The sequence below is a fragment of the bacterium SCSIO 12741 genome (assembly GCA_024398055.1).
Lineage (GTDB): Bacteria > Bacteroidota > Bacteroidia > Flavobacteriales_G > Salibacteraceae > SCSIO-12741.
This window is the reverse complement of the sequence record CP073749.1, coordinates 1622896-1648363: the sequence shown is the minus strand read 5'-3', so window position 1 is coordinate 1648363 and position 25468 is coordinate 1622896. Positions and strand designations below refer to the sequence as shown.

Annotated in this window: 24 protein-coding genes and 1 tRNA gene; 15 read left to right on the top strand and 10 right to left on the bottom strand. The window is 43.3% G+C overall.

What is annotated here, in order from left to right; all coding sequences use genetic code 11:
• Window positions 1–126 precede the first annotated feature (126 nt).
• From KFE98_07045 to KFE98_07025, 5 genes are all read left to right on the top strand, one after another.
• A complete protein-coding gene (locus KFE98_07045) occupies window positions 127–1296 on the top strand; it encodes a 1-deoxy-D-xylulose-5-phosphate reductoisomerase (GenBank protein ID UTW64661.1) in 1170 nt (389 codons plus the stop codon).
• A 94-nt stretch (window positions 1297–1390) separates the two neighbouring features.
• The gene (rseP, locus tag KFE98_07040) at window positions 1391–2737 is read left to right on the top strand and encodes an RIP metalloprotease RseP (GenBank protein ID UTW63886.1); all 1347 of its coding nucleotides are present in this window, start codon (window positions 1391–1393) and stop codon (window positions 2735–2737) included.
• A gap of 90 nt (window positions 2738–2827) precedes the next feature.
• A complete protein-coding gene (locus KFE98_07035; GenBank protein UTW63885.1) occupies window positions 2828–3676 on the top strand; it encodes a hypothetical protein in 849 nt (282 codons plus the stop codon).
• A gap of 3 nt (window positions 3677–3679) precedes the next feature.
• Window positions 3680–4960: a cation:proton antiporter gene (locus KFE98_07030; protein UTW63884.1), complete on the top strand. Its 1281-nt coding sequence runs from the start codon at window positions 3680–3682 to the stop codon at window positions 4958–4960.
• Window positions 4961–5011: 51 nt separating this feature from the next.
• Window positions 5012–6550, top strand: coding sequence for an aldehyde dehydrogenase family protein (locus tag KFE98_07025; protein UTW63883.1), 1539 nt, complete (start codon window positions 5012–5014; stop codon window positions 6548–6550).
• 134 nt (window positions 6551–6684) lie between these two features.
• Here KFE98_07025 and KFE98_07020 read toward each other — a convergent pair whose 3' ends face one another.
• From KFE98_07020 to KFE98_06995, 6 genes are all read right to left on the bottom strand, one after another.
• Complete coding sequence (locus KFE98_07020) at window positions 6685–8298, bottom strand: outer membrane beta-barrel protein (GenBank protein UTW63882.1); 1614 nt, start codon at window positions 8296–8298, stop codon at window positions 6685–6687.
• Window positions 8295–8867, bottom strand: coding sequence for an RNA polymerase sigma factor (locus tag KFE98_07015; GenBank protein ID UTW63881.1), 573 nt, complete (start codon window positions 8865–8867; stop codon window positions 8295–8297). Before KFE98_07015 ends, KFE98_07020 begins: the two co-directional genes overlap by 4 nt.
• Before the next feature lie 17 nt (window positions 8868–8884).
• Window positions 8885–10411, bottom strand: coding sequence for a T9SS type A sorting domain-containing protein (locus tag KFE98_07010; protein UTW63880.1), 1527 nt, complete (start codon window positions 10409–10411; stop codon window positions 8885–8887).
• A 148-nt stretch (window positions 10412–10559) separates the two neighbouring features.
• Window positions 10560–11141 (bottom strand): hypothetical protein, encoded by a 582-nt coding sequence (locus KFE98_07005; protein UTW63879.1) that lies wholly within the window; start codon window positions 11139–11141, stop codon window positions 10560–10562.
• A gap of 47 nt (window positions 11142–11188) precedes the next feature.
• Complete coding sequence (locus KFE98_07000) at window positions 11189–11731, bottom strand: hypothetical protein (GenBank protein UTW63878.1); 543 nt, start codon at window positions 11729–11731, stop codon at window positions 11189–11191.
• A 62-nt stretch (window positions 11732–11793) separates the two neighbouring features.
• Window positions 11794–12366 (bottom strand): HupE/UreJ family protein, encoded by a 573-nt coding sequence (locus KFE98_06995; protein ID UTW63877.1) that lies wholly within the window; start codon window positions 12364–12366, stop codon window positions 11794–11796.
• Between the two features lie 60 nt (window positions 12367–12426).
• Here KFE98_06995 and KFE98_06990 point away from each other — a divergent pair, with 60 nt between their 5' ends.
• Complete coding sequence (locus KFE98_06990; GenBank protein ID UTW63876.1) at window positions 12427–13326, top strand: hypothetical protein; 900 nt, start codon at window positions 12427–12429, stop codon at window positions 13324–13326.
• Window positions 13327–13333: 7 nt separating this feature from the next.
• Here KFE98_06990 and KFE98_06985 read toward each other — a convergent pair whose 3' ends face one another.
• Window positions 13334–13837 (bottom strand): (4Fe-4S)-binding protein, encoded by a 504-nt coding sequence (locus KFE98_06985; protein UTW63875.1) that lies wholly within the window; start codon window positions 13835–13837, stop codon window positions 13334–13336.
• A gap of 91 nt (window positions 13838–13928) precedes the next feature.
• Between KFE98_06985 and KFE98_06980 the strand changes: the two genes are divergently transcribed.
• Entirely contained in the window at window positions 13929–16388 is a 2460-nt protein-coding gene (locus KFE98_06980; GenBank protein UTW63874.1) for a mechanosensitive ion channel, read from the top strand.
• Here KFE98_06980 and dprA read toward each other — a convergent pair.
• Genes dprA through KFE98_06965 form a run of 3 tightly spaced genes read right to left on the bottom strand, consistent with a single transcriptional unit; the run spans window position 16385 to window position 18887 of the window.
• Window positions 16385–17473, bottom strand: a complete 1089-nt coding sequence (dprA, locus tag KFE98_06975) for a DNA-processing protein DprA (GenBank protein UTW63873.1) — start codon at window positions 17471–17473, stop codon at window positions 16385–16387. The genes KFE98_06980 and dprA overlap by 4 nt on opposite strands.
• A gap of 45 nt (window positions 17474–17518) precedes the next feature.
• The gene (locus KFE98_06970; protein ID UTW63872.1) at window positions 17519–17962 is read right to left on the bottom strand and encodes a hypothetical protein; all 444 of its coding nucleotides are present in this window, start codon (window positions 17960–17962) and stop codon (window positions 17519–17521) included.
• A 10-nt stretch (window positions 17963–17972) separates the two neighbouring features.
• Window positions 17973–18887, bottom strand: a complete 915-nt coding sequence (locus KFE98_06965) for a hypothetical protein (protein ID UTW63871.1) — start codon at window positions 18885–18887, stop codon at window positions 17973–17975.
• Window positions 18888–19003: 116 nt separating this feature from the next.
• Between KFE98_06965 and KFE98_06960 the strand changes: the two genes are divergently transcribed.
• The 8 genes from KFE98_06960 (at window position 19004) to KFE98_06925 (ending at window position 25422) form a co-directional block, all read left to right on the top strand.
• Complete coding sequence (locus tag KFE98_06960; protein ID UTW63870.1) at window positions 19004–19792, top strand: TatD family hydrolase; 789 nt, start codon at window positions 19004–19006, stop codon at window positions 19790–19792.
• 33 nt (window positions 19793–19825) lie between these two features.
• On the top strand, window positions 19826–20860 hold the full coding sequence (locus KFE98_06955) for an asparaginase (GenBank protein UTW63869.1): 1035 nt from the start codon (window positions 19826–19828) through the stop codon (window positions 20858–20860).
• On the top strand, window positions 20857–22803 hold the full coding sequence (locus KFE98_06950) for a tetratricopeptide repeat protein (protein UTW63868.1): 1947 nt from the start codon (window positions 20857–20859) through the stop codon (window positions 22801–22803). Before KFE98_06955 ends, KFE98_06950 begins: the two co-directional genes overlap by 4 nt.
• 108 nt (window positions 22804–22911) lie before the next feature.
• Window positions 22912–22998, top strand: a tRNA-Ser gene (locus tag KFE98_06945).
• Window positions 22999–23048: 50 nt separating this feature from the next.
• Window positions 23049–23933: a MotA/TolQ/ExbB proton channel family protein gene (locus tag KFE98_06940; protein UTW63867.1), complete on the top strand. Its 885-nt coding sequence runs from the start codon at window positions 23049–23051 to the stop codon at window positions 23931–23933.
• Between the two features lie 35 nt (window positions 23934–23968).
• Entirely contained in the window at window positions 23969–24346 is a 378-nt protein-coding gene (locus KFE98_06935) for a hypothetical protein (GenBank protein ID UTW63866.1), read from the top strand.
• Window positions 24347–24364: 18 nt separating this feature from the next.
• On the top strand, window positions 24365–24952 hold the full coding sequence (locus KFE98_06930; GenBank protein ID UTW63865.1) for a biopolymer transporter ExbD: 588 nt from the start codon (window positions 24365–24367) through the stop codon (window positions 24950–24952).
• Between the two features lie 2 nt (window positions 24953–24954).
• On the top strand, window positions 24955–25422 hold the full coding sequence (locus KFE98_06925) for a biopolymer transporter ExbD (GenBank protein ID UTW63864.1): 468 nt from the start codon (window positions 24955–24957) through the stop codon (window positions 25420–25422).
• Window positions 25423–25468: the final 46 nt, after the last annotated feature.

Genomic DNA, 25468 nt, shown 5'->3' with positions numbered 1-25468 from the left:
TCTTTTGAAGCCAAATTCAGAAAACTAAATGCTTTTGAACTGGAATGGAACCGGGTAAAAATCAAATTCTCTAATCGTTCTATTACCTGTTTGTGCTACGTCAGGCTTTCCTACTTTTGTGCAGCTATGGACGAAAAGAAAAAAGGAGTTGCTATCCTCGGATCCACAGGTTCTATTGGAACCCAGGCTTTGGATGTAATTCGAGCACACTCTGATAAGTTTTCGGTGGAAGTATTGACCGTGAACAAAAGTGCAGATGCACTTATCGAGCAAAGTTTGGAATTCAAACCTAATGCAGTAGTTATTGGTGATGAATCCCAGTATCAAAAGGTATCCGATGCACTTTGGTCAGAAGGAATCAAGGTGTACGCAGGTCGGGAAGCTTTGGAGCAATGTGTGGAAATGGAAAGCATCGACATCGTCCTAACGGCTTTGGTTGGCTATGCTGGTTTGAAACCCACACTAAATGCCATTGAAGCCGGAAAGAACATTGCCTTGGCCAACAAAGAAACCCTCGTGGTTGCTGGCGATTTGGTTACCCAGTTGGCTCGCCAAAAAGGGGTAAATATTTATCCGGTGGATTCGGAGCATTCCGCCATTTTTCAGTGTTTGGCTGGAGAATTTCACAACCCCATCGAGAAGATTTACCTCACCGCATCAGGAGGTCCGTTCCGCGGAAAAAGTCGCGACGAGCTTCAAAATGTTACCCGGGAACAAGCCCTCAAACATCCCAATTGGGATATGGGTGCTAAAATCACAATCGATTCGGCCACGTTGATGAACAAAGGCCTGGAGGTCATTGAAGCAAAATGGTTGTTTGCTTTAAAACCAGAGCAGATCGATGTGATTGTACACCCTCAATCCATTATCCATTCTATCGTTCAATTTGAAGATGGAAGTATGAAAGCGCAAATGGGATTACCCGACATGAAGCTGCCGATCCAATATGCGCTTACTTACCCAGACAGATACCCTTCTGACTTTCCGAGATTTAATTTTTTGGACTACCCATCTCTTACTTTTGAACAGCCTGACCGTGAGACATTTGGCAACCTAAATCTGGCGTTTAAAGCACTGGATTTGGGAGGAAATATGCCTTGTGTATTGAACGCATCCAATGAGATAGCTGTAGAAGCTTTTTTGAACGGTAAAATTGGGTTTCTGCAAATTGCTCAATTGAATGAGGCGTGCATGGATGCAGTTTCATGGGTTGAGAAGCCAGGTTATGAAGATTATGTCTCCAGTGATGAGCAAGCCAGAGGTTGGGCTCAGGAGCAGGTTAGTAAAGGATTTTAACGCTTTTTTTGTTCCAATCCGGGGAATAAGAAATTCTTATGACCGATAAACCACGGATTTTCTCAAATTTGCCATTCATTTTTCGAAGATAACTATGGAAGAGTTTATCATAAAAACCGCTCAGCTCATTTTGGGGCTATCCCTGCTGATCATTCTCCATGAGCTGGGTCACTTTATTCCCGCGAAACTGTTTAAAACCCGGGTTGAAAAATTCTTCCTCTTTTTTGACTACAAGTTTGCCCTGTTTAAGTTCCGGATTGGTGAAACCGTTTACGGAATGGGCTGGATTCCGCTCGGTGGCTATGTCAAGATCGCTGGTATGATCGATGAGTCGATGGATACCGATCAAATGGATAAAGAGCCCGAACCCTGGGAGTTTAGAACAAAACCCGCTTGGCAGCGATTGATCATTATGCTGGGTGGAGTTTTTGTCAACCTCATATTGGCCATGGCCATTTACGCAGGAATTCTTTTCACCTGGGGAGAAAAATACATTCCCAATGAAAACCTAACGGGTGGAGTTTGGGTAAGAGATTCCCTGGCTTACGACCTTGGGCTGAGAAGTGGTGATCACATACTTCAAATTAACGATCAGAAAATAGATCGATTTACAGACATTCTACCCAACATGATCTTGGGCGGTGAGATGCAAGTTCGTCATGAAAATGGCCAACAAGAAACCATGGAGATTCCACAGGACTTTATTGGAAAGCTCATCGATAACCCAACCAAAGCGGTCATTTTTTATCGGGTTCCTTTCATTATTGGTGGAATTCCGGATAGTTCGCATAACGTCAATTCCGGCATTCAGCTCAAAGACTTGATCACTGGAGTAAATGGTGTGGATTTGCCCTGGTGGGATCAATATGCAGATCACCTCAAGCAATTTGCGGGTCAGGAAGTTACCCTTAACGTGATGCGCGACGGAGAAGCTTTGGAAATTCCAGTAAAGCTGAATGATGCCGGTCAAATCGGGGTAATGCTCTATCCTCCATCAACGGATGATTTGGAAAGACTCGGCATTTACCAATTCGAAACCCAGGAATACGGATTCTTTGAATCTATCCCTGCTGGTATCAACAAAGGAGTAGAACAAGTGGGCTCTTACCTGAGTCAGCTAAAAATGATTTTTACCCCAAGCACGGGAGCCTACAAAGGTGTGGGTGGATTTAAAGCCATTTGGGATTTGTATCCACCAGAATGGGAGTGGCAGGTATTCTGGACCATGACTGCCTTTCTTTCAGTGATGCTGGCCGTGCTTAATTTGCTACCTATTCCTGCCCTCGACGGCGGCCACGTTATGTTCACCCTTTGGGAGATCATTACAGGTCGTAAGCCGGGTGATAAGTTCATGGAATATGCGCAGATTTTTGGCTTGTTCATCATTCTTGCCTTGTTCCTGTTTGCTAACGGGAATGATATCTTCCGGATGTTCAAGTAATCCTTATCCGGGATCAACTGTTGAAAATTATCTTTTGGGGCGGCCTACAGGGCTTTGAGTCGCTGTAATTTTAAGCCATAACTTTTCGGGATGAAGAAACTCCTGCTGATAGGCTCTTTTATTTGGGCCCTGGGTGCTGTTCAGGCTCAGGATGAAACCATGCATATTCTTGAAAACGATCACGGTCGATTGGTCAACGATACTCTTTGGACTTTTGGTGATCAACCCAAATTGATGGTGGTTCCTTTTAAACCCATGATGTATAAATCATCCATCACCTCCAGTATTGGGCGTAACGATGGAACAAGTTACGATCAAATTGTAACGAATTTCCGAAGAGGACTCGACAATCTGATTTACCTGGAGTCTAATGCAAACTATCAGGTAGTTCGGATGATTGCTGCAGATGAAGAAACGCAGGAAGACCTCCATTTTATCTATCGCTCTCTTAAGGACGAGTATCGGGAGCTGCCAGATCAGGGAAAAGAGGATGACAAAAAGATCAAACTCAAACTGAACAAAAAGAAAAAAGTAGAAGAAGATCCGGGTAAGAATGGAACTTATATGCAGCAGGGACAGATTCGCTCCAATCCCGATGGAAAGCCCAGGTTTATGGCATGCTCTGTTCGTGACACCGCTCTGTTTGACTACCTGGAGGATAAGTATTCTTCAGTACTTTATCTTATCATCAATCAAATCGATATTGAACCTCAGGCCGGTTTGGATTATCGGGCGTTTGAGGGTGATGAGTACCAACGTCAGATAACCGTACACTATTCTATTTTCACCCATGATCAGGAAGTTTATGCGGGAGTAGTAAAAACGTACTTCTCTTCCACTGTAAATGGGCAGAAAGAAATTATTCAGGATTATTTTCCATCCTTAGCTCAACAATTGGTGGGCAAGCTACCCGTAATGACGGCAGCTAAATCAAATTGATGAATGGCAGGAACAAGTCCCTATATTCTCATTATTGTCCTCAGCGCGCTGGTTATCCTGTCCTATGTCTATGGGCTTATTGCCAAGCAAACAAACATTCCATCGGTTCTTTTACTCATTGTAACCGGGATGGGAATAACCTTGTTGATCAAGTATTTTGAGCTCCCATTTATTGATACCAACTGGATTCCCATTCTCGAGATTTTAGGAATTGTAGGTCTAGTCATGATTGTGCTCGAAGCCGCTCTGGACCTGGAGCTTACCAAGGAAAAATGGCCGATTATCTGGAAATCGTTTCTCGTTGCCCTACTCTGTTTGGCGGCAACGAGCTTCTTGTTTACCCTGTTGTTCAAACTCTTCTTTTTGGCCGAAACACGGAGTGCCATTTTGTTTTCGATTCCCTTGGCCATCGTAAGCAGTGCCATCGTGATTCCAAGTGTGAGCAATTGTAGAGAAGAGATCAAAGAGTTTCTAATCTATGAGTCTACCTTCTCCGACATTCTTGGGATTATGGTTTTCTACTTTGTTCTCGAAGGGTTTGAGGCACCTCCAGGAACGAACCTGTTTTTGGACATTACCGGGAACCTGATTCTTACGATTGCCATTTCGATCATTTCAGCCTACGTTCTAACGATTATTTTTCAGAACATCACCTCCCAGGTTAAGCTCTTTTTGTTGATCGCCGTTTTGTTAATGCTCTACTCCATTGGCAAGATGTTGCATATTTCGTCGCTGCTCATCATCTTGTTCTTTGGTCTTATGATAAATAACCACAAGCTGTTTTTTGTACGTGGGCTGGACAAATACGTGGATCACCGAAGGGTGATTCAAACCCTAAAGTATTTCAAGATTATCACCTTGGAAACAGCCTTTGTTGTTAGAACCTTTTTCTTCATCGTATTTGGGATGAGCATTACATTGGCGTCACTGGTTAACCTGGAAATTTTGATCATTTCCCTGGTCTTTTTAGGAGTCATATTCATCGTTCGATATGTCTTCTTTGCTTCGGTCGCCAAGCAATTTATGATTCCGTCTTTGTTCGTTTCGCCCCGTGGTCTGATTACCATTCTTCTGTTTTTTGCCATTCCAGAATCCTTTGGCATTCCTCTATTCGATAATGGGGTATTACTTTACGTCATTTTGCTGAGCAGTGGTATTATGACACTCGCTCTCATTACCCGGGAGAAAGAAGAAAAATTACCAGGAATTCTCAAGGCAACCAGCCGCATGCTCAAAGCCGGTGAAAAGGAAGGTAACCCTTCAGACAAAACTGAAGGCGAATAATTCTTGCCACGTTATTTTACGATAGTACCTTTGCGGCTCAAACGCTAAATCATGGATCAAAACGAGATAAAAGAAGTACTCGGCCAGTTAGGCTTAGGAGACAAAAATGGTGGAACTTCTACTGGCGAAAATTGGATGGATAGTGGATCATACCTAACGTCTTTTTCTCCAATCAACGGAGAGAAAATCGGTGAGGTAAGCACAACTACCCGTGAGCAGTATGAAGCAACGATAGAAAAGGCGTCAGAGGCGTTCAAAATTTGGAGCTCTATGCCCGCACCTAAAAGAGGTGAGATCGTTCGTCAATTTGGAGAAAAACTACGTCAGTATAAAGAACCACTTGGAAAGCTGGTTACCTATGAAATGGGTAAGTCTTACCAGGAAGGATTGGGTGAAGTTCAGGAGATGATCGACATCTGCGATTTTGCTGTAGGTCTTTCTCGCCAGTTGTATGGACTTTCTATGCACTCTGAGCGTCCAGGTCACCGTATGTATGAGCAGTGGCATCCACTTGGAATTGTGGGAACCATTTCAGCATTCAACTTTCCGGTAGCCGTATGGTGCTGGAACAGTGCTATTGCCTGGGTTTGTGGTGATGTTTTGGTTTGGAAGCCGTCTGAAAAAGCACCAATGTGTGGTGTGGCTTGCCAAAAGATTATTGCAGAAGTATTGGCTGAAAACAACCTTCCGGAAGGAATTAGCTGCTTGATCAACGGAGATCGTGAAGTGGGAGAATGGATGACTGCTGATACTCGCGTTCCTTTGGTTTCGGCTACTGGATCTACCCGCATGGGTAAAGAAGTTGGAGCAGCCGTTGCTCAGCGCTTAGGTCGTTCTTTGCTCGAGTTAGGAGGAAACAACGCAATTATCATTACCCCAGATGCTGATTTGAATTTGGCGATTACGGGTACTGTATTTGGCGCCGTTGGAACTTGTGGTCAGCGATGCACCTCTACCCGTCGATTAATCATTCACGATAGCATTTACAATAAGGTAAAAGACAGTTTGGTTCACGCCTATGGTCAGCTGAAAATTGGAAACCCATTGGATGAAACAAACCATGTTGGTCCATTGATTGATCAAGATGCGGTTAAAGCTTACTCAGCTGCTTTGGAAGCTGCCGTGAGTCAAGGAGGTACTTTGGCTGTTGAAGGTGGTGTATTGTCCGGTGAAGGTTACGAAGGCGGATGCTATGTAAAGCCAGCCATCGTTGAAGCAGAAAATAGCATGGACATTGTTCAGGCAGAAACGTTTGCTCCAATCCTATACTTGATTAAGTACAGTGATTTGAACGAAGCTATTGCTATCCAAAACGGAGTTAAACAAGGATTGTCTTCTTCCATCATGACTACGAACATGAGAGAAGCGGAGCGTTTCCTTTCCCAAGGAGGTTCTGACTGTGGTATTGCTAACGTAAATATTGGTACTTCGGGTGCTGAAATCGGTGGAGCCTTTGGTGGTGAAAAAGAAACCGGTGGAGGTCGTGAATCAGGATCTGATTCTTGGAAAGCCTACATGCGTAGACAAACAAACACGATTAACTATACCAGTGATATTCCACTGGCTCAAGGGATTCAATTTAATCTCTAAGAATAGAAAATTTCTCCCGGATAGTCGGGAAACGAATAAAGATTTGGCGCTTATCCGAGAAACTTGGAGGCGCCAAATTTTTTTATACCCCTCCAGTTAAGAGGTAAAGTTCTTTTCGAATATTGGAGAAGTTCTTAAAACTGGTAACGAAGACCAGCATTCAGGCCGTAACCTGAGAATTGTCCAGAGTAGGAATGATCCTCTTTGTAAGCCGTGTTTAAGCTACGAGAATAGGAAGGATTCAAATAAAGGCTCACACGATCATTCACGTTATACCCAATTCCCAAATTCAAGCGATACTTCCAAAGGACTGGGTTCAATTCAGATTTGTCCAGTTGAGCAATGACGCTTTGGGTTTCTGGATCGTATACGGTTCCCGTAGCGCTCACCAATACCGCCATATCCATTCCTGTACTCAAATGAAGGTAAAAGTCCTTCAAAGGCAGCTCATATCCAATGTATAGAGGGATCTGAGCATAGTCAATGGTATAGGAGGAGCGATACATTTGATTTTCGGCTACTACAGCGCTGAAGTAATTGGTATCAACATGGATAGCCCAAGCCGTATCATAAACCGTGTCAATGCGGTAATCAAACGTATTATCAGGACCAGGAACAATGATAAGCTTTGAATTTGGGCTTGGCAAAGTCTCTTTAATCACTCGACGCTCGCTGATATCCATATCAACTTGTTCAGACAAGGCAATGAAGTTCATTTCATAGGCCTGACTTAAGTTTGAATATTTCAACCCAGATTGAACCAAGAAGTTGCGGTACTTCACACCAAAATCAACTCCAACTTCCATCGATTGGTTCCGATACATGTCCATGGTCAGATCTCTATAATTACCAGATGGGGTAATCAAAAGATTGTTGTCGTTGTTCAACATAGAATACCCAGCGCTTGCACCAAAATAGAAGTGCAGTTTAGGCATCTTGAAGGGGTTTCTGGCAATGTTAGACGCCGATGACTGTGAAGTGCTTAAATCAGGGCTTAAAATCGCTCCCTCGGCAAATAGAGTTGCATCTCTAAATGGCATTCTTGGAAGAGCATTGTCATTGGCTACAGTTTCATTAACCTCAACATTCGCAATAGCGCTTTCGCTTTCAGAAGTGGATGAGAAACGTTCGGCCTGGGCAAGAGAGGAGCTTCCAGCGCCAAGTACGGCTTGCTGCTGATTACTTTTCTTTGGAGAAGATAAAGCAAATCCAGCCTGCTGAATAGCTGCTTTTTGCACCGATTTCGATTGTTTCTCTTTCGAGAAAAGGCTCGATGCCTTGGACGCCTTATCCGGTTGAATAGAATGACTACCCTCTGATCGGGCTTCTGACGTCTGCTCAACCTGATCCATGGATGCCGATTCTGCTTGAGCTGAAGTACTTTCAATACCCGAGGATAATGAAGTTTTACCTTCTGATAGCGTTGCCGCAGCCGGTGCCGAGGCAACAGATTTAGAATTCAATTCTTCGTTGGAAGAATTATTGGCGTTTTGAACCGAGGTAGACTCAACTTGAGTCTGGTTCTTATCAGCCAATACGGGACCTTGTTCGTTTGAGTTCCAGAACCAAACGGAGGCCGTAGTTGCCACTGCCAATACAGCAGAGGCAGCCTTCCACCACCAAGAGGGTACTCGAGGTGCAGCCGGGCCCATGGAAGCTTCCATTTGCGCCCAGTACTCAGGCTTGTAGCTATATTCCTGCTTGGGAAAAGCCTTCTTATACGCGTTATCTATATTGCGGTCGCTCATAAGGCCACTCTTCGGTTTATGTTTAGGTTATCCTTTAACAGTCTTCTTAATATTTTACGGGCATTGTTTAGGTGCCACTTTGATGTTCCTTCAGAAATTCCCAAAATTTCAGCAATCTCCCGGTGGTTGTAACCTTCGAGTACGTAAAGCTGGAATACTTCCTGCGAACTGTCAGGAAGTTCATTGAGTAACTCCTTCAACTTTTCTACAGAGACCAATTGAGATTCTTCCCAATCGTCATCTTCCACCCGTACAAAATGATCCAGCATCGCTTCTTTCTCCATGTAGATGTATTCCGGAGAATGCTTTTGTTTGCGGTAATCATTAATGCAGCAATTGATGGTAATTCTTTTGGCCCAGGCTTCGTAAGGAATCTTGGGGTTGAGGTTTTCGAGGTTATTCAGGATTTTGAGGTAGGCATCGTTTAGGATGGCAACTCCGTCTTCCTGGTTAGTCTTGTAGCGCATACAAATCCCCATCAGCATGTCAAAGCTGAGCTCATAAAGCTTCTTCTGAGCGCGTCGATCGCCTCGTGCAGCAGCTTTTAATATTTTGGGACTTATTGTCATTGGGCTACAAGCCAGTATTAATTTTTAATAACCTTGAATATGCTCTCTTCGTTGCTTTCGTTTCTAAGTTTCAGGAAGTAAATTCCATTTTCCAGGGTAGTTAAATCCAGCTCCATTTGAACTCCAGTGAAAGAATCAACAATCATCTTCACTTGTCCGTTCATGGCAACCAATTCGCCTTCCACAGTGCCGGCTCCCTGTAATAATACACGTAATTTACCCTGGGTAGGGTTTGGATAAACCCTAATGTTAAATTCTTTTTGTTCCTCAGCTTCAGTGCTTAGAGCTCCCGATAGGCCACTACCCAAAGGAGTTACAACCATTTCCACACCAGTCAAGTGCATTCCTGATTTAGCGATGTAAACGGGATATGGATGATAAGGAATACCCACTTGATCATACACCAAATAGTACTGACCAGAAGTGAGGCCATCAAACTCAAATTGACCATCACTATTGCTTTTGGAGAAGGCCATAGGCTCTTTCATGCTGTTGAGAAGCAAAACCGGAACTTCACTCATCGGAGATCCCGATTGTTGGATAGGGTAGTAGTTAATGACACCACGAATGCTGCTGGTTCCATTTAAAGGGTGGAACTCATCCAAATGAATATCTAATTCAGGCTCAGGATTACCATTGATCTTGATGATCTGAGCTTCATCCCAATAATTGACATCACCATAGTATTCAGGCAGTAACCGGTGTTGAGCGGAAGCGGGTATGGCTTTCACCAGAAAGCTTCCTGATTCGCGAATCGAAAACAAATAGCTTCCACCATGACCAACAGGCTGGGAGGCTTCCCAAACCAAACTTTGGGTAGAAGCCTGGTAACGGAATAGGTGCACATCCACTTCGTTGGCATAAACAGGTAAGCCGTCGTTTAAGATTCTACCTCCAATAAAAGGAAAGGGATCTGTTCGGCAACTCTCGTAATCGATTTGAATACTATCGCGGGTTTCAAAAAGCCAGTTTTGCATGACAATTGAGCCGTAGCAATCAGTCAATTTGGAGAAAATGACACCGGATTTATGAATTCCTGTATTAAACGTTTGGCTGTAGGTTCCATCCTTGGCCGTAATGGCGTTTCCAATAAGTTTATAAGTCTGGTTGACATAGAAACTGACCACAACGCCTTCAGCTGGACTTCCATTATTCAAAACGGTTCCACTGATATAAACCCGGTTTCCAGAAGGGCACAGATCAAAATTCTTGGTATAATTAGTGATTCCATTCTGGTATTCGAAACTCCGGGTTACCGTGTCTCTAATACAGTCGATGGTATAAACATCGAAGGACTCAAAGTCATTATAAGCTTGGAAGGTAAGCGAGTAATTTCCGGCATTGTCAGTGTATACTACCGTATCCACGTTTTGTCCTGTAAAGTATACAGCATGGTTGATTTTGATCTGACCAGACTGTTTTACCCAGCCGCTAATGTTGCAAACAGCGGAGAAACCTTGGTGGCCAGCAAGCATAAACAGGCTTAAAATCAAGATTTTAATTGTCGGTATTTTGTCCATCACCTCTTTCATGATCCTTTTCACAGAGTAATCCTAATTGTAATTTCGGACTCCTTTTTCGTATTGCCTAAAAAAGCAAATTAATTCAGTAGTTAGTTTACCTTCTTACTGAATAACACAAAATAATTATTGAGGGGTTGGGTAACCCATGAAAATCAATGACTACTGATTCCTATCGGGCAATACCGATACTGATCCCTGGGCGGAAAAAGAAACCATAGTCGCGGTAATAAACATTACCCTGATAAGTTCCGAAATTATCGTAGCGATTTTCAGAATAGCGGTAGCTTCCAAACCCTGTTTGAATATTGAAATCAATCGCCAGGTTTTTCTTCACTACTTGGTATCCAAAATGGCCACCAATTTCTGGTGCAACACCCGTTTCAGAAGGGAACCCCATGCCCAACCCAATTCCAGCGTAGGGACCGCTGAAGGCAATATCAAAATACCTTCTTGCCATAATACCTACGTTAAATACGTTTTGGTATTGAGGAATATTTCTGCGCTGCGTTTCAGAGTCCTCGGTTCTGGTAGCATAGTTAATGTTGAGCCCAATAGTGGATTCGTAGCTTATTCTTTTTTCCAAAACACCTCCCCAAACTGAAGAATTTGTTCTGGCTCCAGAAAAGGAAAAAAGTTGATAGTGACCACTTGCCCGAACGGAAAAATCTACCTCTTTTTCTTGAGCTTGCACAGTTGAAGCAAATCCCAAAAAAAGAAAAGTGGCGATCAAAAGAGAAGAGAAATAATTCATCAAATACGGTTTGTAGCTTTCGGATAAACTATCCGAATAGATTCATTTTAGCGAAAATTAGCCTGCAAAGATTGTGAAAACTGAAACTTCACAATAGGGTCGAGGTTCGGAAATATTTCTTCCAGCCCATAATCAAGGATATTAAAGGCTCCTGAGCCGGAAATTTGATACATGTTTTGGTTGTTGGTTTTCTTATTGGAAACGGTCAAAACAACAATAATCTCGCTGGTGTTGTTATTAATCGTCGCCTCTCCGGATACAGTAATGTTCTCATCCGCATGGCTGTGGTACTCAAATTGATTCACATCCACCTCTAAAACGATCTCAATGTTACCCAGAAAAGAATTCTGAAGCTGCTCATTAAACTCGATATTATCCGTTTGCAGGGTCATGGGGTCTAAATAAAGAACCATTAAATCCTGGCTGGGTGGATATTCAATTTTCATGTCTTTTGAGCTTCCGTTAATGGGAACCCCATTCTGTGTAGCGGCTTGAATTTCAGTGTGAACCATACCGGTTTGGACATATTGCTGACCAAATGACAAGCCCGAAAACAGTAGTAAAGCGATTAGAAGTAAACAGTTTTTCATACCAGCAGTAAATATAATAATTCTGCCCAAGCCCTTCAGGTTAAGAATTCTGGCTTAAGACTTTAAAAATAGTAGGACAGCGAAAACAAAAACACGCCTCCAGCAAGGATTGCAGTCCATCGATCCATGGGGACCCATTTCAAACGATGAACCAGAAAATTAATCAATAATACGGCCCCAACAATGACTAATTGACCAACCTCAATGCCCACGTTGAATGCGAAAAGTGATACCACGAGGTCGCCACTATCGTTGAGAAGACTGGCAAGCAAATTGGAAAACCCCATTCCGTGAAGTAAACCAAAAGAGGCTACCAAGGCATATTGAGTGAGGAATGACCATGAGGTTTTCGTGGATCTAAAACTGGTCACCAATTGAAACAAGGCGGTTATGGAAATAGTCACCGGAATCAAAAACTCAACCAGCTCTGCGGAAACCTGGATCCATTGAAAAGTGGCCAGCATTAGGGTTAAACTATGAGCAAGGGTAAATGCCGTAACCAAACCAAGGGCACGCTTCCATTGATGAAGGGAATACCCCAGACCCAATAAAAGGATGAAAAGAATATGGTCCAAGCCATCAGCCGAAAGGATGTGGTCGACCCCGATGCCGAAATAGACGTTAAAGGTGCTCATTGTCCGTTTTGTGAGCCACGAAAATAGGGAGAAAGGAATTATTGATTTAGCTTTGAGAACATGTATATCCAGAAGCGATTTTCCCTTTCGAAAATTATTCTATTTGAGTCCAAGTGGGTTGTTGCCATTTTGATTTATTGCCACACGGTGGCCGTTTGGTACAGTTACAACCCAAACCTCTCCATTAGTATTTCCATCCCGGCGGTTTTAGGTACGGCCATTTCCTTGTTTCTTGGTTTTAGGACCAATTCAGCGTATGAGCGTTGGTGGGAAGCCCGAAAAATCTGGGGAGCGGTGGTAAATGATTCCAGAACCTTGGTTCGAAAAAGCTTGGGTTTTATTCAGGATAGCCCGGAGCAATCAGCCAAGGATTCAGCCAAACGCATTGCCTATCTACAAATGGCCTGGTGCTATGCCTTGAGCAAATCGTTGAGAAAGCAAGACGTATTGGAGAGCCTGGATCAATTCCTTACAGAACAGGATTTGATTTGGCTAAGTAGCCAACAAAATATCCCGAACGCTATAATCCAGCTTATTGAAATGGAGTTGAAGCAGTGCCGTTCTCGGAATCAGTTGGATGCTTATCAATTTGTTTCGATGGATAATACCTTGACGCGGTTGTGCGATTCCATGGGAATGTGTGAGCGAATCAAAAACACGGTTTTCCCGACTCAGTACAACTTTTTCACGGTTTTTTTCATCATCATTTTCGTGGCCATTCTCCCTTTTGGTTTGTTAGAATACCTGGGTTATTTCACCACCCTGGTCACCTTGGTGATCGGATTTACCTTCTTTATGATTGAAGCCATTGCTGTGTTTATGCAAGATCCTTTCGAAAACCGGCCAAATGATACCCCAATGACGGCTATTTCGCGAACCATCGAAATCAATATTCGACAGATGCTGGGAGAGACGGAACTACCCGAGGCGGTTAAGCCCGAAAATGGAGTATTGCTATAGAGCTAACTTAGTCCAGGTGGTTGTGAGATCCATCACAAAAGGGCGGGCTGGATGTCCTTTTACACATACATAAGGCTCGTGTCTGAGTTTTCTCTTCCTTAAACACCAAAGGTTTGTGTGAGGTTCCTTTATGTGCTCCGTTACACCAAGGCTGATTTTCTGATAACCCACACGCACACCAGGCATGGGGTTTCCCTGCCTCTAAATCGAGAACAACGGGCGTTTTTCCAGCAATTTTTGCGGTGGTGAGTTTAACATCCGGTTTTGATGCATCTGTATTTTGAGGCGCTTTTTTCCACTCATAGGATAAGGCTTGGGAAGGGCATTGATCAATTTGCTGGGCAATTCTTTCAGAGGAGGCGCCATCCAATTTAACCCAAGGTCGATCCTTAGGGTTGAAGACCTGGATAAGTCCTTTCCAACAAATAGTAGAGTGAATGCATGTAGAAGGTTTCCAGGTGATCCGGATATCTTCGTTTTCGTAGTGTTTTGTGATTTCCCGCTTTGACATAGCACCTAAGATACAAAATGCAGGAGTAACAAAATTGGACCGTGGCCACTTCAACCAACAATGCTTAGTTTAGTGGACCTATAAATTTGCCATGTTAAGTAATATCTGGTATTCTCCAATTCTCCTTTTGATCTTGGTTTTTTCCCTGGTAGGGTCGACAAATCTTGCCGCGGAAACTAAGACTGATACCATTCAGGGAGAGGCCGTTGAATCAGTTTCAACTTCCAACATTACGGTTCAAACTGAACAGACGCTTTCGCGAATGAATCAGATTTCAGAAAACCTGATTCAGAATCACAAAGTAGACGCTCTTGAGAAAAAATTGTCCAAAGCGCAGTCCAGGGTGGAGGATTTGGAGCGTGAAACCAATAGCCGGATAAATGATGAAATTGGAGTTCATTACTTGAATGATATCCGAATAAAATGGGACGGCGAAGAAAAGAAGCTGCGAAGTATCGAGGGTGATATTAGTGAGGTTGTTGCTCAATTGGATGAGTATCGAGCCGAACTTGAAATGGAAAAGTTTCGATGGAATTTGACCATTGATCAACTACGAGATGAAAAGGCCGCCCCGAGTTTGATCAAGAGTAGTGCAGAATTGGTCAAAGAAATCAAAAAGACAATCAGAACGCTCCGTGATACAGGCAACTCAGCTATGGATCTCCTGAGCCAGGTCGGGGCGATTAAACAACAAGTTTCCAAAAATCAAGACCTGGTAATTTCTACCGCCCAGCAGGAGCAATCGCGTATTTTCGAGAAAACCCGGCCCAATCTTTTAACCGAGATATTGAACCCAGAAAAAGACAGCGTTGGCGTTCAAAGTCAGTTCCGCTTGATTTGGGAATACTCAGCCAGAGATGCTGTTCGTTTTGTAAAAAAGAAAAAGAATACGGTCATTGGCCAGATTCTATTACTGGTTCTGTTGATTGCTATTTTCTTTTTCGTTCAGGCCCGATACAAATCCTGGCGAGTGTTTAAAGATGAAAGCCTAAGGACCACACTTACCTTTATTGAAAGTCCCCTTGCCACGGCGCTGTTCATAGCAATGTTTTGCACGTTTTGGATCTATCCGGGTCTCCCAAGTACTCTGGCCGAATTCAATACCCTCATGCTTACGTTGGTTATGATGGTGATCCTTCCCAAAATTGTCAATCGGGTAATTCACCCATTGATGTACATGTATGCAGCAGCCTTCTTGTTGCTTCAGATTGAGACTTTACTCGTGGGCCATGGATACGTGCAGCGGTTGTTAACCTTTACCAGCAATGTGCTTATCCTGGTAGGAATGGGCGTTTTCTATTTCAAAAACCGCCAAAGCATTAGACAATACTTAAAGAATAAACCTTCTTACCGGTGGATATCCCTATTCCTATGGATTTCGGCTTTCCACATTTTGATCGCTTTGGTAGCCAATGCCCTTGGCTATGTGGCACTTTCTGATTTCCTCACAAGGGCAACGGTCAGGTCCTTTGTGATCGGGGTGTTACTGTTTGTTTCAGAGCGCATTGTTCAAGGAATTCTCACCATCATGCTACAAAGCACTTGGGCCAACTATTCTTACGTAATCAATAAGCGTCGCGCTGATATCCATCGTTGGATTTTGGGCGCTTATGGATTGGTGGCCATTTATCTGTGGGTTGGTGTCGTTTTACATCAGTTTGGTATCAGTGAGGATATTGGGGCCTTTTTTAAAGGGCTGAAGGAAGAAACATGGGTTTTTGGATCGGTCGAATTTACCCTGTCTAATGTGTTCGACTTTGTTCTGGTCTTGGTCATTTGCTGGTACCTGAGCATTATTGTAAAAACCATTCTCGAAGAAGAGATTCTCTCCCGATTGAGGTTAAAAAGAGGGGTTCCAATGGCGATTGCCATTGTGACCCGTTATTCCATTTTAACTTTTGGGTTCTTCCTTGCAGTTGCTGCAGCGGGACTCAATTTGGAGAAGCTAAGTTTTGTTGCCGGTGCTTTGGGTGTAGGTATTGGATTTGGCCTTCAGAATCTCGTGGGGAACTTTGTGTCTGGTATGATTCTCATTTTCGAAAAACCGATCATGATTGGAGATGTCATCGTTGTAGGTGAATTCGAAGGGGAAGTCACAGAAATTGGAATTCGATCCAGTAAAATGAGAACCTGGGCAGGGGCTGAGGTTATTATTCCCAATGCTGAATTGATTTCTCAGCACGTCACTAACTTAACCCTATCCGATAAGAAAAGACGTATCGAGCATCTTTTGGATGTTGAATCTTCAGCCGATCCACAAGTGGTGATTGATTCGGTGAAGGAAGCGATAATCAAACAAGAAAACGTACTAAGGGAACCGGAACCCCTGGTTTTGTTTCAGGGCCAGGTTGAAAATCGCTTAAAGTTTAGAGTGCTTTACTGGCTTTCAGAAAACCTTCTTAGAGCCAAAGCAGAGGTATCCTTGAACATCCATCAAAACCTTAAGCAAGCAGGAGTTGATTTCGCATTGCCTGAAAGCCGGATAAGTTTGAAGACAGAGGAAAAGATCTCCATTGAAAGCATCAACCGGAAATCCAAAGACAAAGATTAGCCCCCTAATTGGTAGCGATCTCCTGAAACAGGGACGATAAAGCCGCTCATTTCAGCGTCAAAAACCAGTTGGGTTACTTCTGATTCCCCTAAGCACAGTCGACCTTGAATTTGTACCAGATTGAGCTCCTTTATTTCCTGGAACAACTGATGTAACTTTTCAAATGCAGGAGGAATAATCCTTCGCTTTTTCGTGGCGGGTTTCAATGCCTCCCAATTAAGGGCGTCCAAGAGGTCTTGGGCATTGGTAATTAAGGCTGCTGTTTGAGATCGAATAAGCTTGTTGCATCCTTTAGAAAGCGGATCGTTGATGCCTCCTGGAATGGCTAAAACATCTCTGTTGTACTGGGAGGCCAATTGGGCTGTGATCATGGCTCCACCCTTTTCAAGAGATTCTACCACAAGGGTGGCGGATGATATTCCGGCAATAATCCGATTTCGCCGAGGAAAGTTTTCACGATCCGGACGGGTGCCGCTCATAAATTCTGAAATCAGCCCACCACGGCTGATCATTTCTTGGGCTATCATTTGGTGCTCGTGGGGATATACTCGATCAAGCCCGTGGGCCAGCACACCCAATGTGGGCAAACCAATTTCAATAGCCTGCCGATGAGCCCAATAATCAACACCATAGGCCAACCCGGAAACCACCAAAAGTCCTTGATCCTTTAAGTCGGAGATGATCGCCGATAAAGTCTCTTGGCCATAGCGAGACATCTTACGAGTGCCAACGATACTTAACACTTGATGCTTATTTAAATCTTCATTCCCCAAGTAATATAAAACCAATGGATGATCGGGGCATTGCAAAAGAAGTTGAGGAAATTCTGGGTCGGTGTACACGATAGGTCGAATGCCGCACTGTTCCATCCACTCAACTTCTCGATCGATTCGATCAAAAAGATCACAATGATGAATGGCTTGGGTTAACTGTGAGCCAATACCGGGAATTTTTTGGAGGGTGCGTGAAGATTCGTGAAATACGCCTTCGGCACTACCACAATATTCGATTAGGACTTTTGCTTTAACGGGGCCAATGCCGTCCACGCAGGACAAGGCCATGAGGTACTTTTGGTTGGTTCGCATACCCAAAGGTATGCATTCCCCCGGGAAAAATACTACTCAATCAGGTTATTCCCTAAATCCCAAAACTATGGAGGCGCACCCACTGGGTGTGGTCTCTGATAGGTTGTCTTTTTGCTCAGGGACGATAACGTCTATGCGGAGATCCTGAGTGGATGCCACGGAAAAGTCATAGAAGATTTTTCCGCTTCCCTGACTATCATACAATAGAGTTCCACTCATATCTCTCACTTTAAAGTGAACGTTTTCACCTAAAACTGGGTGAGAGCACACGAGAAGTCTATAGTCAAGCAAAGAATAAAAAGTCATCACGAGGCTTGCAGAATCTCCTTCAAAAAGTGAAGTTGTATTGATCTGGCCATTATTGATGAATGGGGCCAGTTCAGGCAAGCAATTTTTTTGGGTAAACCTCCGGCATTGAGCGGAAGCATCCATATTCATGAAAAAGGCGAATACCGCCAAAATGGAAAGGGTATATAGCGTCGATTTCATAGAATTGTTCTTAGGCATATTTCTTCCGAATGTCAGTTGTTTTAGCGATGATTTTTTGAAGCACTCCTTCTGGGTAGGTATGGCTTATTTTTGAGCCAATAACGGCCACACCATTCTCATCTACAGAATCTTGTGCTGGTGTCGAAGTAGTTTGAATTTCATCAAACAATACCTCCAACTCTTCCAAATCATTTAGTACTTCCTTCAGGTTTTTAGGGTCTTTAAATGATTTGAGGTATTTGATCAATTGTTTTAATGATCCTTTTTGCTCGGCAATTCGCTCGGCGATCATGGAATTTTCGTCAGAACTTCCCACCAACGAAACGGCGATATAAAGCCCTTCTATCCAACCACCAGCGGCAACTAGTGCAGCAAGGCTTTCACGGTCATTTTCTTTTAATTCGGTATTGGCCTTCCAATAGGATTCAGACAAAAACTTGAGCACGGAGTCCTCACTGTTAATATGCTCATCTACCTTTTCAATAAACTCTTTGGTAAATACTCCACTTAGTGATAAGTCATCCGACAAAGAGCGAACAGCAGAAAAATAATCGAAGCAATCTTGCTGTTGCCCAAACGCATTGGCATAACTCAAATCGGCTACGTAGATACCCAACGCGATGGCTTTGCTTTTAGAAGTTTGGTAGTTGTTAATGTTCCCAGGCTCGTTCAGGCTTTCCTTGTTATAAATAGCTCCCGATTTTTTCAGAATACGGGAAGTTTCCATAGGGGAAGGCAAGGAAAAAAATACAATCTTAGCGCGCTGAAATCTCACACGATCTTTGGCACTGGCATTGATCTCCGCACTGTCCAAGGTGGTCTCAGGAAGGGTGTTTGTTTCGTCGGTGCTGGTTCCATCCGTGCACGATGCAGCAAGAAAGATCAAGCAGGTTAGAGGAAGATAAAATTTTAGCGGATTACGCACTTTGATTTGATTTAAGTTTAAAAACCAAGCAAAAATAAGAATAATTTGATACCGTCTTTTTTCATCTGTATCGGATAGTTCGCTGATTTTCAGGCAATTCAAAAATCTCTACAAAAATGAACCTTTCAGATACGCACAATCATTTTTATACAGATGCCTTCGATGAGGATCGTGATTATGTAGTTCAACGTGCTGTTGAACAAGGGGTTAAAAGATTCTTTTTGCCCAACATTGATTCCGGCTATACAGATAGATTGGTTCAAATGAACCAAAAATACCCGGACCTTACTTTTCCGATGATGGGATTGCATCCCTGCTCGGTTAAAGAGGATTATAGAGAAGAACTAAAACGCATTGAAAATGACCTTTTTAACCCAAGTCGATTAGGTGATATAACTTGGTTTGGAGTGGGAGAAATTGGCCTGGATTTGTATTGGGACAAGTCTTTTTTTGCCCAGCAGCAGGAGGCGTTTCGAGTGCAGTGTGAGTGGGCAAAGGAGCTTGGCCTTCCAATTATCATTCATGTAAGGGAAGCTTTCGACGAAATATTTGATTTGGTAGATGAATTGAATGATGATCGCCTCTTTGGGATCTTTCATTGTTTTACCGGAAATGAGGCTCAGGCTCAGCATATTTTGGAATACGGTGGTTTTAAACTCGGAATTGGTGGGGTTCTCACCTTCAAGAATTCTGGACTGGATAAGGTAGTTAAGAATATTTCCCTGGAGCACTTAGTCTTAGAAACAGATAGTCCCTATTTAGCACCGCACCCGTACAGAGGTAAAAGAAATGAGCCCTCTTATACTTCTATTGTAGCACAAAAGCTGGCAGATATCAAAGAGGTTGACATATCGGTGGTTGCAGAGCAAACGGAGCGCAACACCAATGAAATTTTCAGACTTTGAGATTACGGTACAAATTCGTACCATTGACATCCTATGAATAGCAAGGAGCCATCAATCCTAATGATTTACACCGGTGGTACCATCGGTATGATTTTGGACCCGGTAACCGGACGCCACAAGCCCTTTGAGTTGGATCATCTGATTCATGCCGTTCCGGAGCTGGCCAGGTTTAATTTTGATATTCATACCCGCTCGTTTGGGGAACCCATCGACTCATCAGATGTTCAACCCCAATTGTGGTCAGATTTAGCACGGGTCATTCTGGAAAAATACGATGACTACGACGGTTTTGTTATTCTTCATGGCACTGATACCATGGCGTTTACTGCCTCGGCACTTAGTTTTATGATTCCCGAGTTAGACAAACCCGTTATTCTGACGGGCTCTCAACTTCCCATTGGAATGATTCGAACCGATGGAAAGGAAAACTTAATCACAGCCCTTCAGATTGCGGCCTCAAAAAATAGCATGGGAGCAGCTCGGGTTCCTGAGGTGGCTATCTATTTTGATAGTTTCTTATTTCGGGGTAATCGTTCACACAAATCGAGTACGCAACACCTCAATGCATTTTCCTCTCCAAACATGGCGCCCTTAGCAGAAGCTGGAGTTCAAATATTGTTCTACGATCGCCGAATTTTGCCGCCTTCAACTAATGGGTTGTCTATTTTGGACAAATACGACGATCGGATTGGAGTACTTCCCTTTTTTCCTGGAATGTCTCCTGATTATTATGAACCCACCATTAAGAATGAACAGACTCGTGCGTTGATGCTGATGTCTTATGGTTCAGGCCAAGCTCCCAATGACCGCAAGCTTTTAAAACTTTTGAAGGATGAGGTGGACCGAGGTAAGATCATTGTAAATGTTACTCAATGTGCTCAAGGGATGGTGGACCAAACCCGGTACGAAAATGGTGCAAGGCTGCATCACGCCGGTGTAATTGGAGCTAGGGACTTGACCTATGAAGCTGCATTGACCAAACTAATGGTGCTTTTGGCTAATTTTCCAGACCATGAAGTGGCAGAACGATTCACGAAATCCTGGAGAGGAGAATTAACAGAGTCATGAAAAATCAAAGCCAAAACTTAGGAAAAATAGCGGTCCTCCTATTGGCAGTTCTGCTGTATGCCCAAACCTTGAACTACGATTTTGTGCTGGACGACAAGATTGTAATCACCAACAATTCATTTACTAAAAAAGGCATTGATGGAATCGGGGACCTGTTTACCCATGATAGCATGACCGGTTTTTTTGGTAAGGATAAGAACTTGGTTTCTGGTGGACGATATCGCCCCCTGTCCATGACCATGCACGCTTTGGAGTGGGAGTTTTTTGGAAACTCTCCGGGGGTGTATCACTTCTTCAACATCCTTTTGTATGCCTTAACAGGCTTGATGTTGTTTCTAATCTTATCCAGACTAATTCCTCCGGAAAAAGGGCTTTGGTTTTTGGCCCCCGCTTTTATCATTACCGCAATCTTCTTGGCTAACCCTCTACATACTGAAGTAGTGGCGAACATTAAGAGTCGTGATGAAATACTTGGAACTTTTCTGGCGTTAACCGCTTTCTATTATGTGTTGCGCTTTTTTGAAAAGTCAAACTGGATTTTTTTAGGAGCTTCAGGCTTTTTGTTTTTTCTAAGTCTTCTTTCCAAAGAGTCGTCCGTAGTATTTGCCGGTTTCATTCCTTTAATCACTTTTATCCTGCTCAAGGATCTGGATAAAAAGAAATGGGCCATGGCATCCGGAACCTTGATTTTGGCCACGCTTATATATATAGGTATGCGGTACCAGATATTGGGGTCGGCCAAAACAGAAATTGCCAAAGAGTGGATGAACAATCCATTTCTTTATGCTGAGCCGGGCGAGAAATTGGCGACCATCTTTCACACCTTGAGCCGTTACCTCTATTTATTGGTTATTCCACACCCACTTACTCACGACTATTACCCTGCTCAAATTCCAATTTATGGTTGGGGAGAATGGACTGCTTGGCTCGGGTTAATATCACACCTCTGTTTAATCGGTGTATTTGTTTGGGGTGTTATCAAGCGAAATATTTGGGCCATTGTTTCTGGAATTTACCTGGGAGGAATTGTTTTGTATTCCAATCTGCTGTTCCCCATTGGTACCTTTATGAATGAACGGTTTTTGTATTTACCCGTTCTTTCCATTGGCTTTGTGGGTGTTTTTTTCCTTCAGAAAATCAAAGCAGAAAAGTTACGTGCCGTCGTTTTCCTTGGAATTGTGATTGCCTATAGCATTGTCACCTGGGTAAGAAACCCGGCTTGGGAAACGGATGCGACCCTGGCATTGACCGATGTTGAAGTATCCACCAACAGTGCCAAGTGCAACATGTCGGCTGGATTGGCCCTAATTGATGAAGCAGATATTGAACGGAACCCGACAGAAAAAGCGCGAAAATTGAACCAAGCAATAAATTATCTCCACCGTTCATTGGAAATATATCCTACCTACATGGCCCCTATGCTGCTTTCGGGAAATGCTTATACAGGGCTGAAAGATTACGCTTCAGCACTGGTTTATTATGAAAACTGCTTAAAGATGACGCCGGGCTATTCCTTTGCCATGACCAATCTGGAATACGTAGGGCAGGAAGCTACCGCAGATGGAAAGTTTGCGGAAGCTGAAAAGGCCTATTTACTCTACTTGCAATACGATCCAAAAAATGGCACAATACTTGAGAAGATTGGAGAGTTGTACGGAAAGAACATGAATAAACCCGAACAGGCCATCTCTTACTTGGAAAAAGCCTACCAAATTGATCCCCAAAACAAGGATTATGTGCAGAAACTGGGCGTTGCCCACGCTCTACTTGGTCATTTAGATCAGGCAATTGAGATGTTTAATCAAGGAATTAAACTGGATCCGGATAATGCTCGATTGTGGCTAAATCTTGGAGTGGCTTATGCGAATCAAGGTAAAACGGAGCAATCCAACGCTTGCTATCAAAAAGCGTTTGAAATAGATCCAAGCCTAAAAACACAATAGGGTAAGCAGTATTAACTAAAAATTAAACAAATCGCCCGTTACGTACGGTGAAGTAAAAATTTTGTAATTTGCGCCCGCTTTTACGGGGGCTGCCCGAAGAAGATTAGAGGAGAGGTGCATGAGTGGCTGAAATGGCACGCCTGGAAAGCGTGTAGATCTTTACGGGTCTCGAGGGTTCGAATCCCTCTCTCTCCGCAAGGAAAAACAATGATGACAAAAACTAAATAATTCAAATCAAAACAGGTATGAACAAGTTGTTTTCAATGATGGCCATTATTGCAACGCTAAATTTTGGCTATGTAACAAGCTCATTTGCTCAAGGTGATCCCGCCGATGACAGCACGGCTACAGTGGAGCAGACCACAGATTCTGCAAACGCTGGAGCTGATATGATGCAAGATGATCAAATGGCAAATGAGGAGTCGGCTGCGACTGCTACTGAAGCTGAAAAAATGGGTCCTGAAGAGGATAAGCAAGCCGCTGAAAGCGATAAGCCATTTCACCAAATCCTTAAAGACAAGTTTATTGCGGGTGGACCTTTCTTTATGTCCTTCGTATTGATTTGTTTGATTTTAGGATTGGCCGTATGTATTGAAAGAATTCTTTACTTGACTCTTTCTACTTCTAATACTAAGAAGTTGTTGAGCGATGTAGAAGGAGCTCTTCAAAGCGGTGGTGTTGAAGCTGCTAAAGAAGTATGCCGCAATTCTCGTGGTCCTGTAGCTTCTATTTTCTACCAAGGTTTAGACCGTGCGTCTGAAGGACTTGATATGGTAGAAAAATCAGTTGTTTCTTATGGATCTGTTCAAATGGGTCTTTTGGAAAAAGGTCTTTCTTGGATTTCATTGTTCATCGCCCTGGCTCCGATGCTCGGATTCTTCGGAACGGTTGTGGGTATGATTGAAGCATTCGACGCGATTGCTGAAGCGAACAACATTTCTCCAGGAATTGTAGCGAACGGTATTGGTGTGGCTTTGATTACTACAGTATCCGGTCTTTTGGTTGCGATGATTCTTCAGGTTTTCTACAACTACATCGTATCTAAAGTAGATAGCATCGTAAACGATATGGAAGACGCTTCTATCTCTTTGGTAGACCTTTTGATCAAGTACCAAAACGCTAATAAATAAGAGGCTTAAAGATGAATGCAGAAAAAATTTCATCAATGGTACTGTATGTACTTCTAATCATTGGCGTTATCGTATTCGTAGGTAGCGTATGGTTCGAAGGTTACAATGCCATGTTGATGACCTCATACATCTTCATGTTTATCGGTGTGTTGCTGGGCCTTGTTGCCTTTGGAGCCGGATTGGCTGCCAAACCACATACGATTAAAAACATGTTGATTGGGGTAGGAGCACTGGCACTCGTTGTCGTGCTGGGTTACGTGCTGTCCTCTGGTGAACGTTTGGATTCATATCCTGCAGAGGTTTCAGATACAGCCATTCGTTGGAGTGGTGCTGGTCTTTGGATTTTGTACATCCTTACCGGAGTTTCGGTATTGAGCATTGTTTACGCCGGTGTAGCGCGTATTACCAAATAATTAAGATAGTTAAAGGTTATGGCTAAAAAAGATCCACCCGAAATAAACGCCAGTTCGATGGCAGACATTGCGTTTCTGCTGTTGGTGTTCTTCCTGGTTACAACTACCATGGATACGGATTTCGGTTTGGCGAGAAAATTGCCACCACCGCTTCCGGATGAGATTGAAGAACCACCGGAAATCAAGGAAAGAAATGTATTCGTTGTTCTGGTAAATGCCAATGACCAGTTGCTGGTCGAAGGTAGCTTGATGGACATTAGTGAGTTGAAAGACGCAGCTAAGGAGTTTATCGCAAACCCATACGACGACGAAAACTTGCCTGAAAAATCCATGAAAGAAGTTCCGTTGTTCGGAAATGTGGAGGTTTCAAAGCAGGTTATTTCTCTTCAGAATGATAACGGAACATCTTACAACATGTATATCCAGGTTCAAAACGAATTGGCCCGGGCATACAACGAGTTGAGAGATGAATTGGCAAAAGAGAAATTCGGAAAATCTTACGATGCTTTGATTGCTGCTAAAGATGAGCAACGAGTAAAAGCAGTTCGTTCGGTTTATCCACAAAGAATTTCCGAGGCTGAACCTAAAGATATTGGAGGAAACTAAACATGTCAAAGTTTAAACAAGGCAAAACGAAAGATACACCTGCTGTATCAACCGCCTCTCTTCCGGATATTGTATTCATGCTACTTTTCTTCTTTATGGTTTCTACCGTAATGCGGGAAGTAGAGCTCAAGGTGAACATGTCTCAACCTGAAGCGACGGAGATTAAGAAACTGGAGAACAAATCTTTGGTTAACTATATCTATATCGGTTCTCCTACAGATGCCGCTAAATATGGTACTACTCCAAGGATTCAGTTGAATGACGCCTTCGCTTCTCCTGCTGATGTAGGTCCTTACATCGAGCAGAAAAGAGCTGAACAAGACGAGCAATTAATTCCTTTGTTGACGACTTCTATGAAAGTGGATCGGGAAACGGAAATGGGAATTGTTACCGAGGTTAAGCAAGAGCTTAGAAAGGTACAGGCCCTTAAGATTTCCTATTCCACCATGGAAAAAGCGCAGAAGGAATAGAAAAATTCATACCTGATAAAAGAGAGTCCGCCCTACGGCGGGCTTT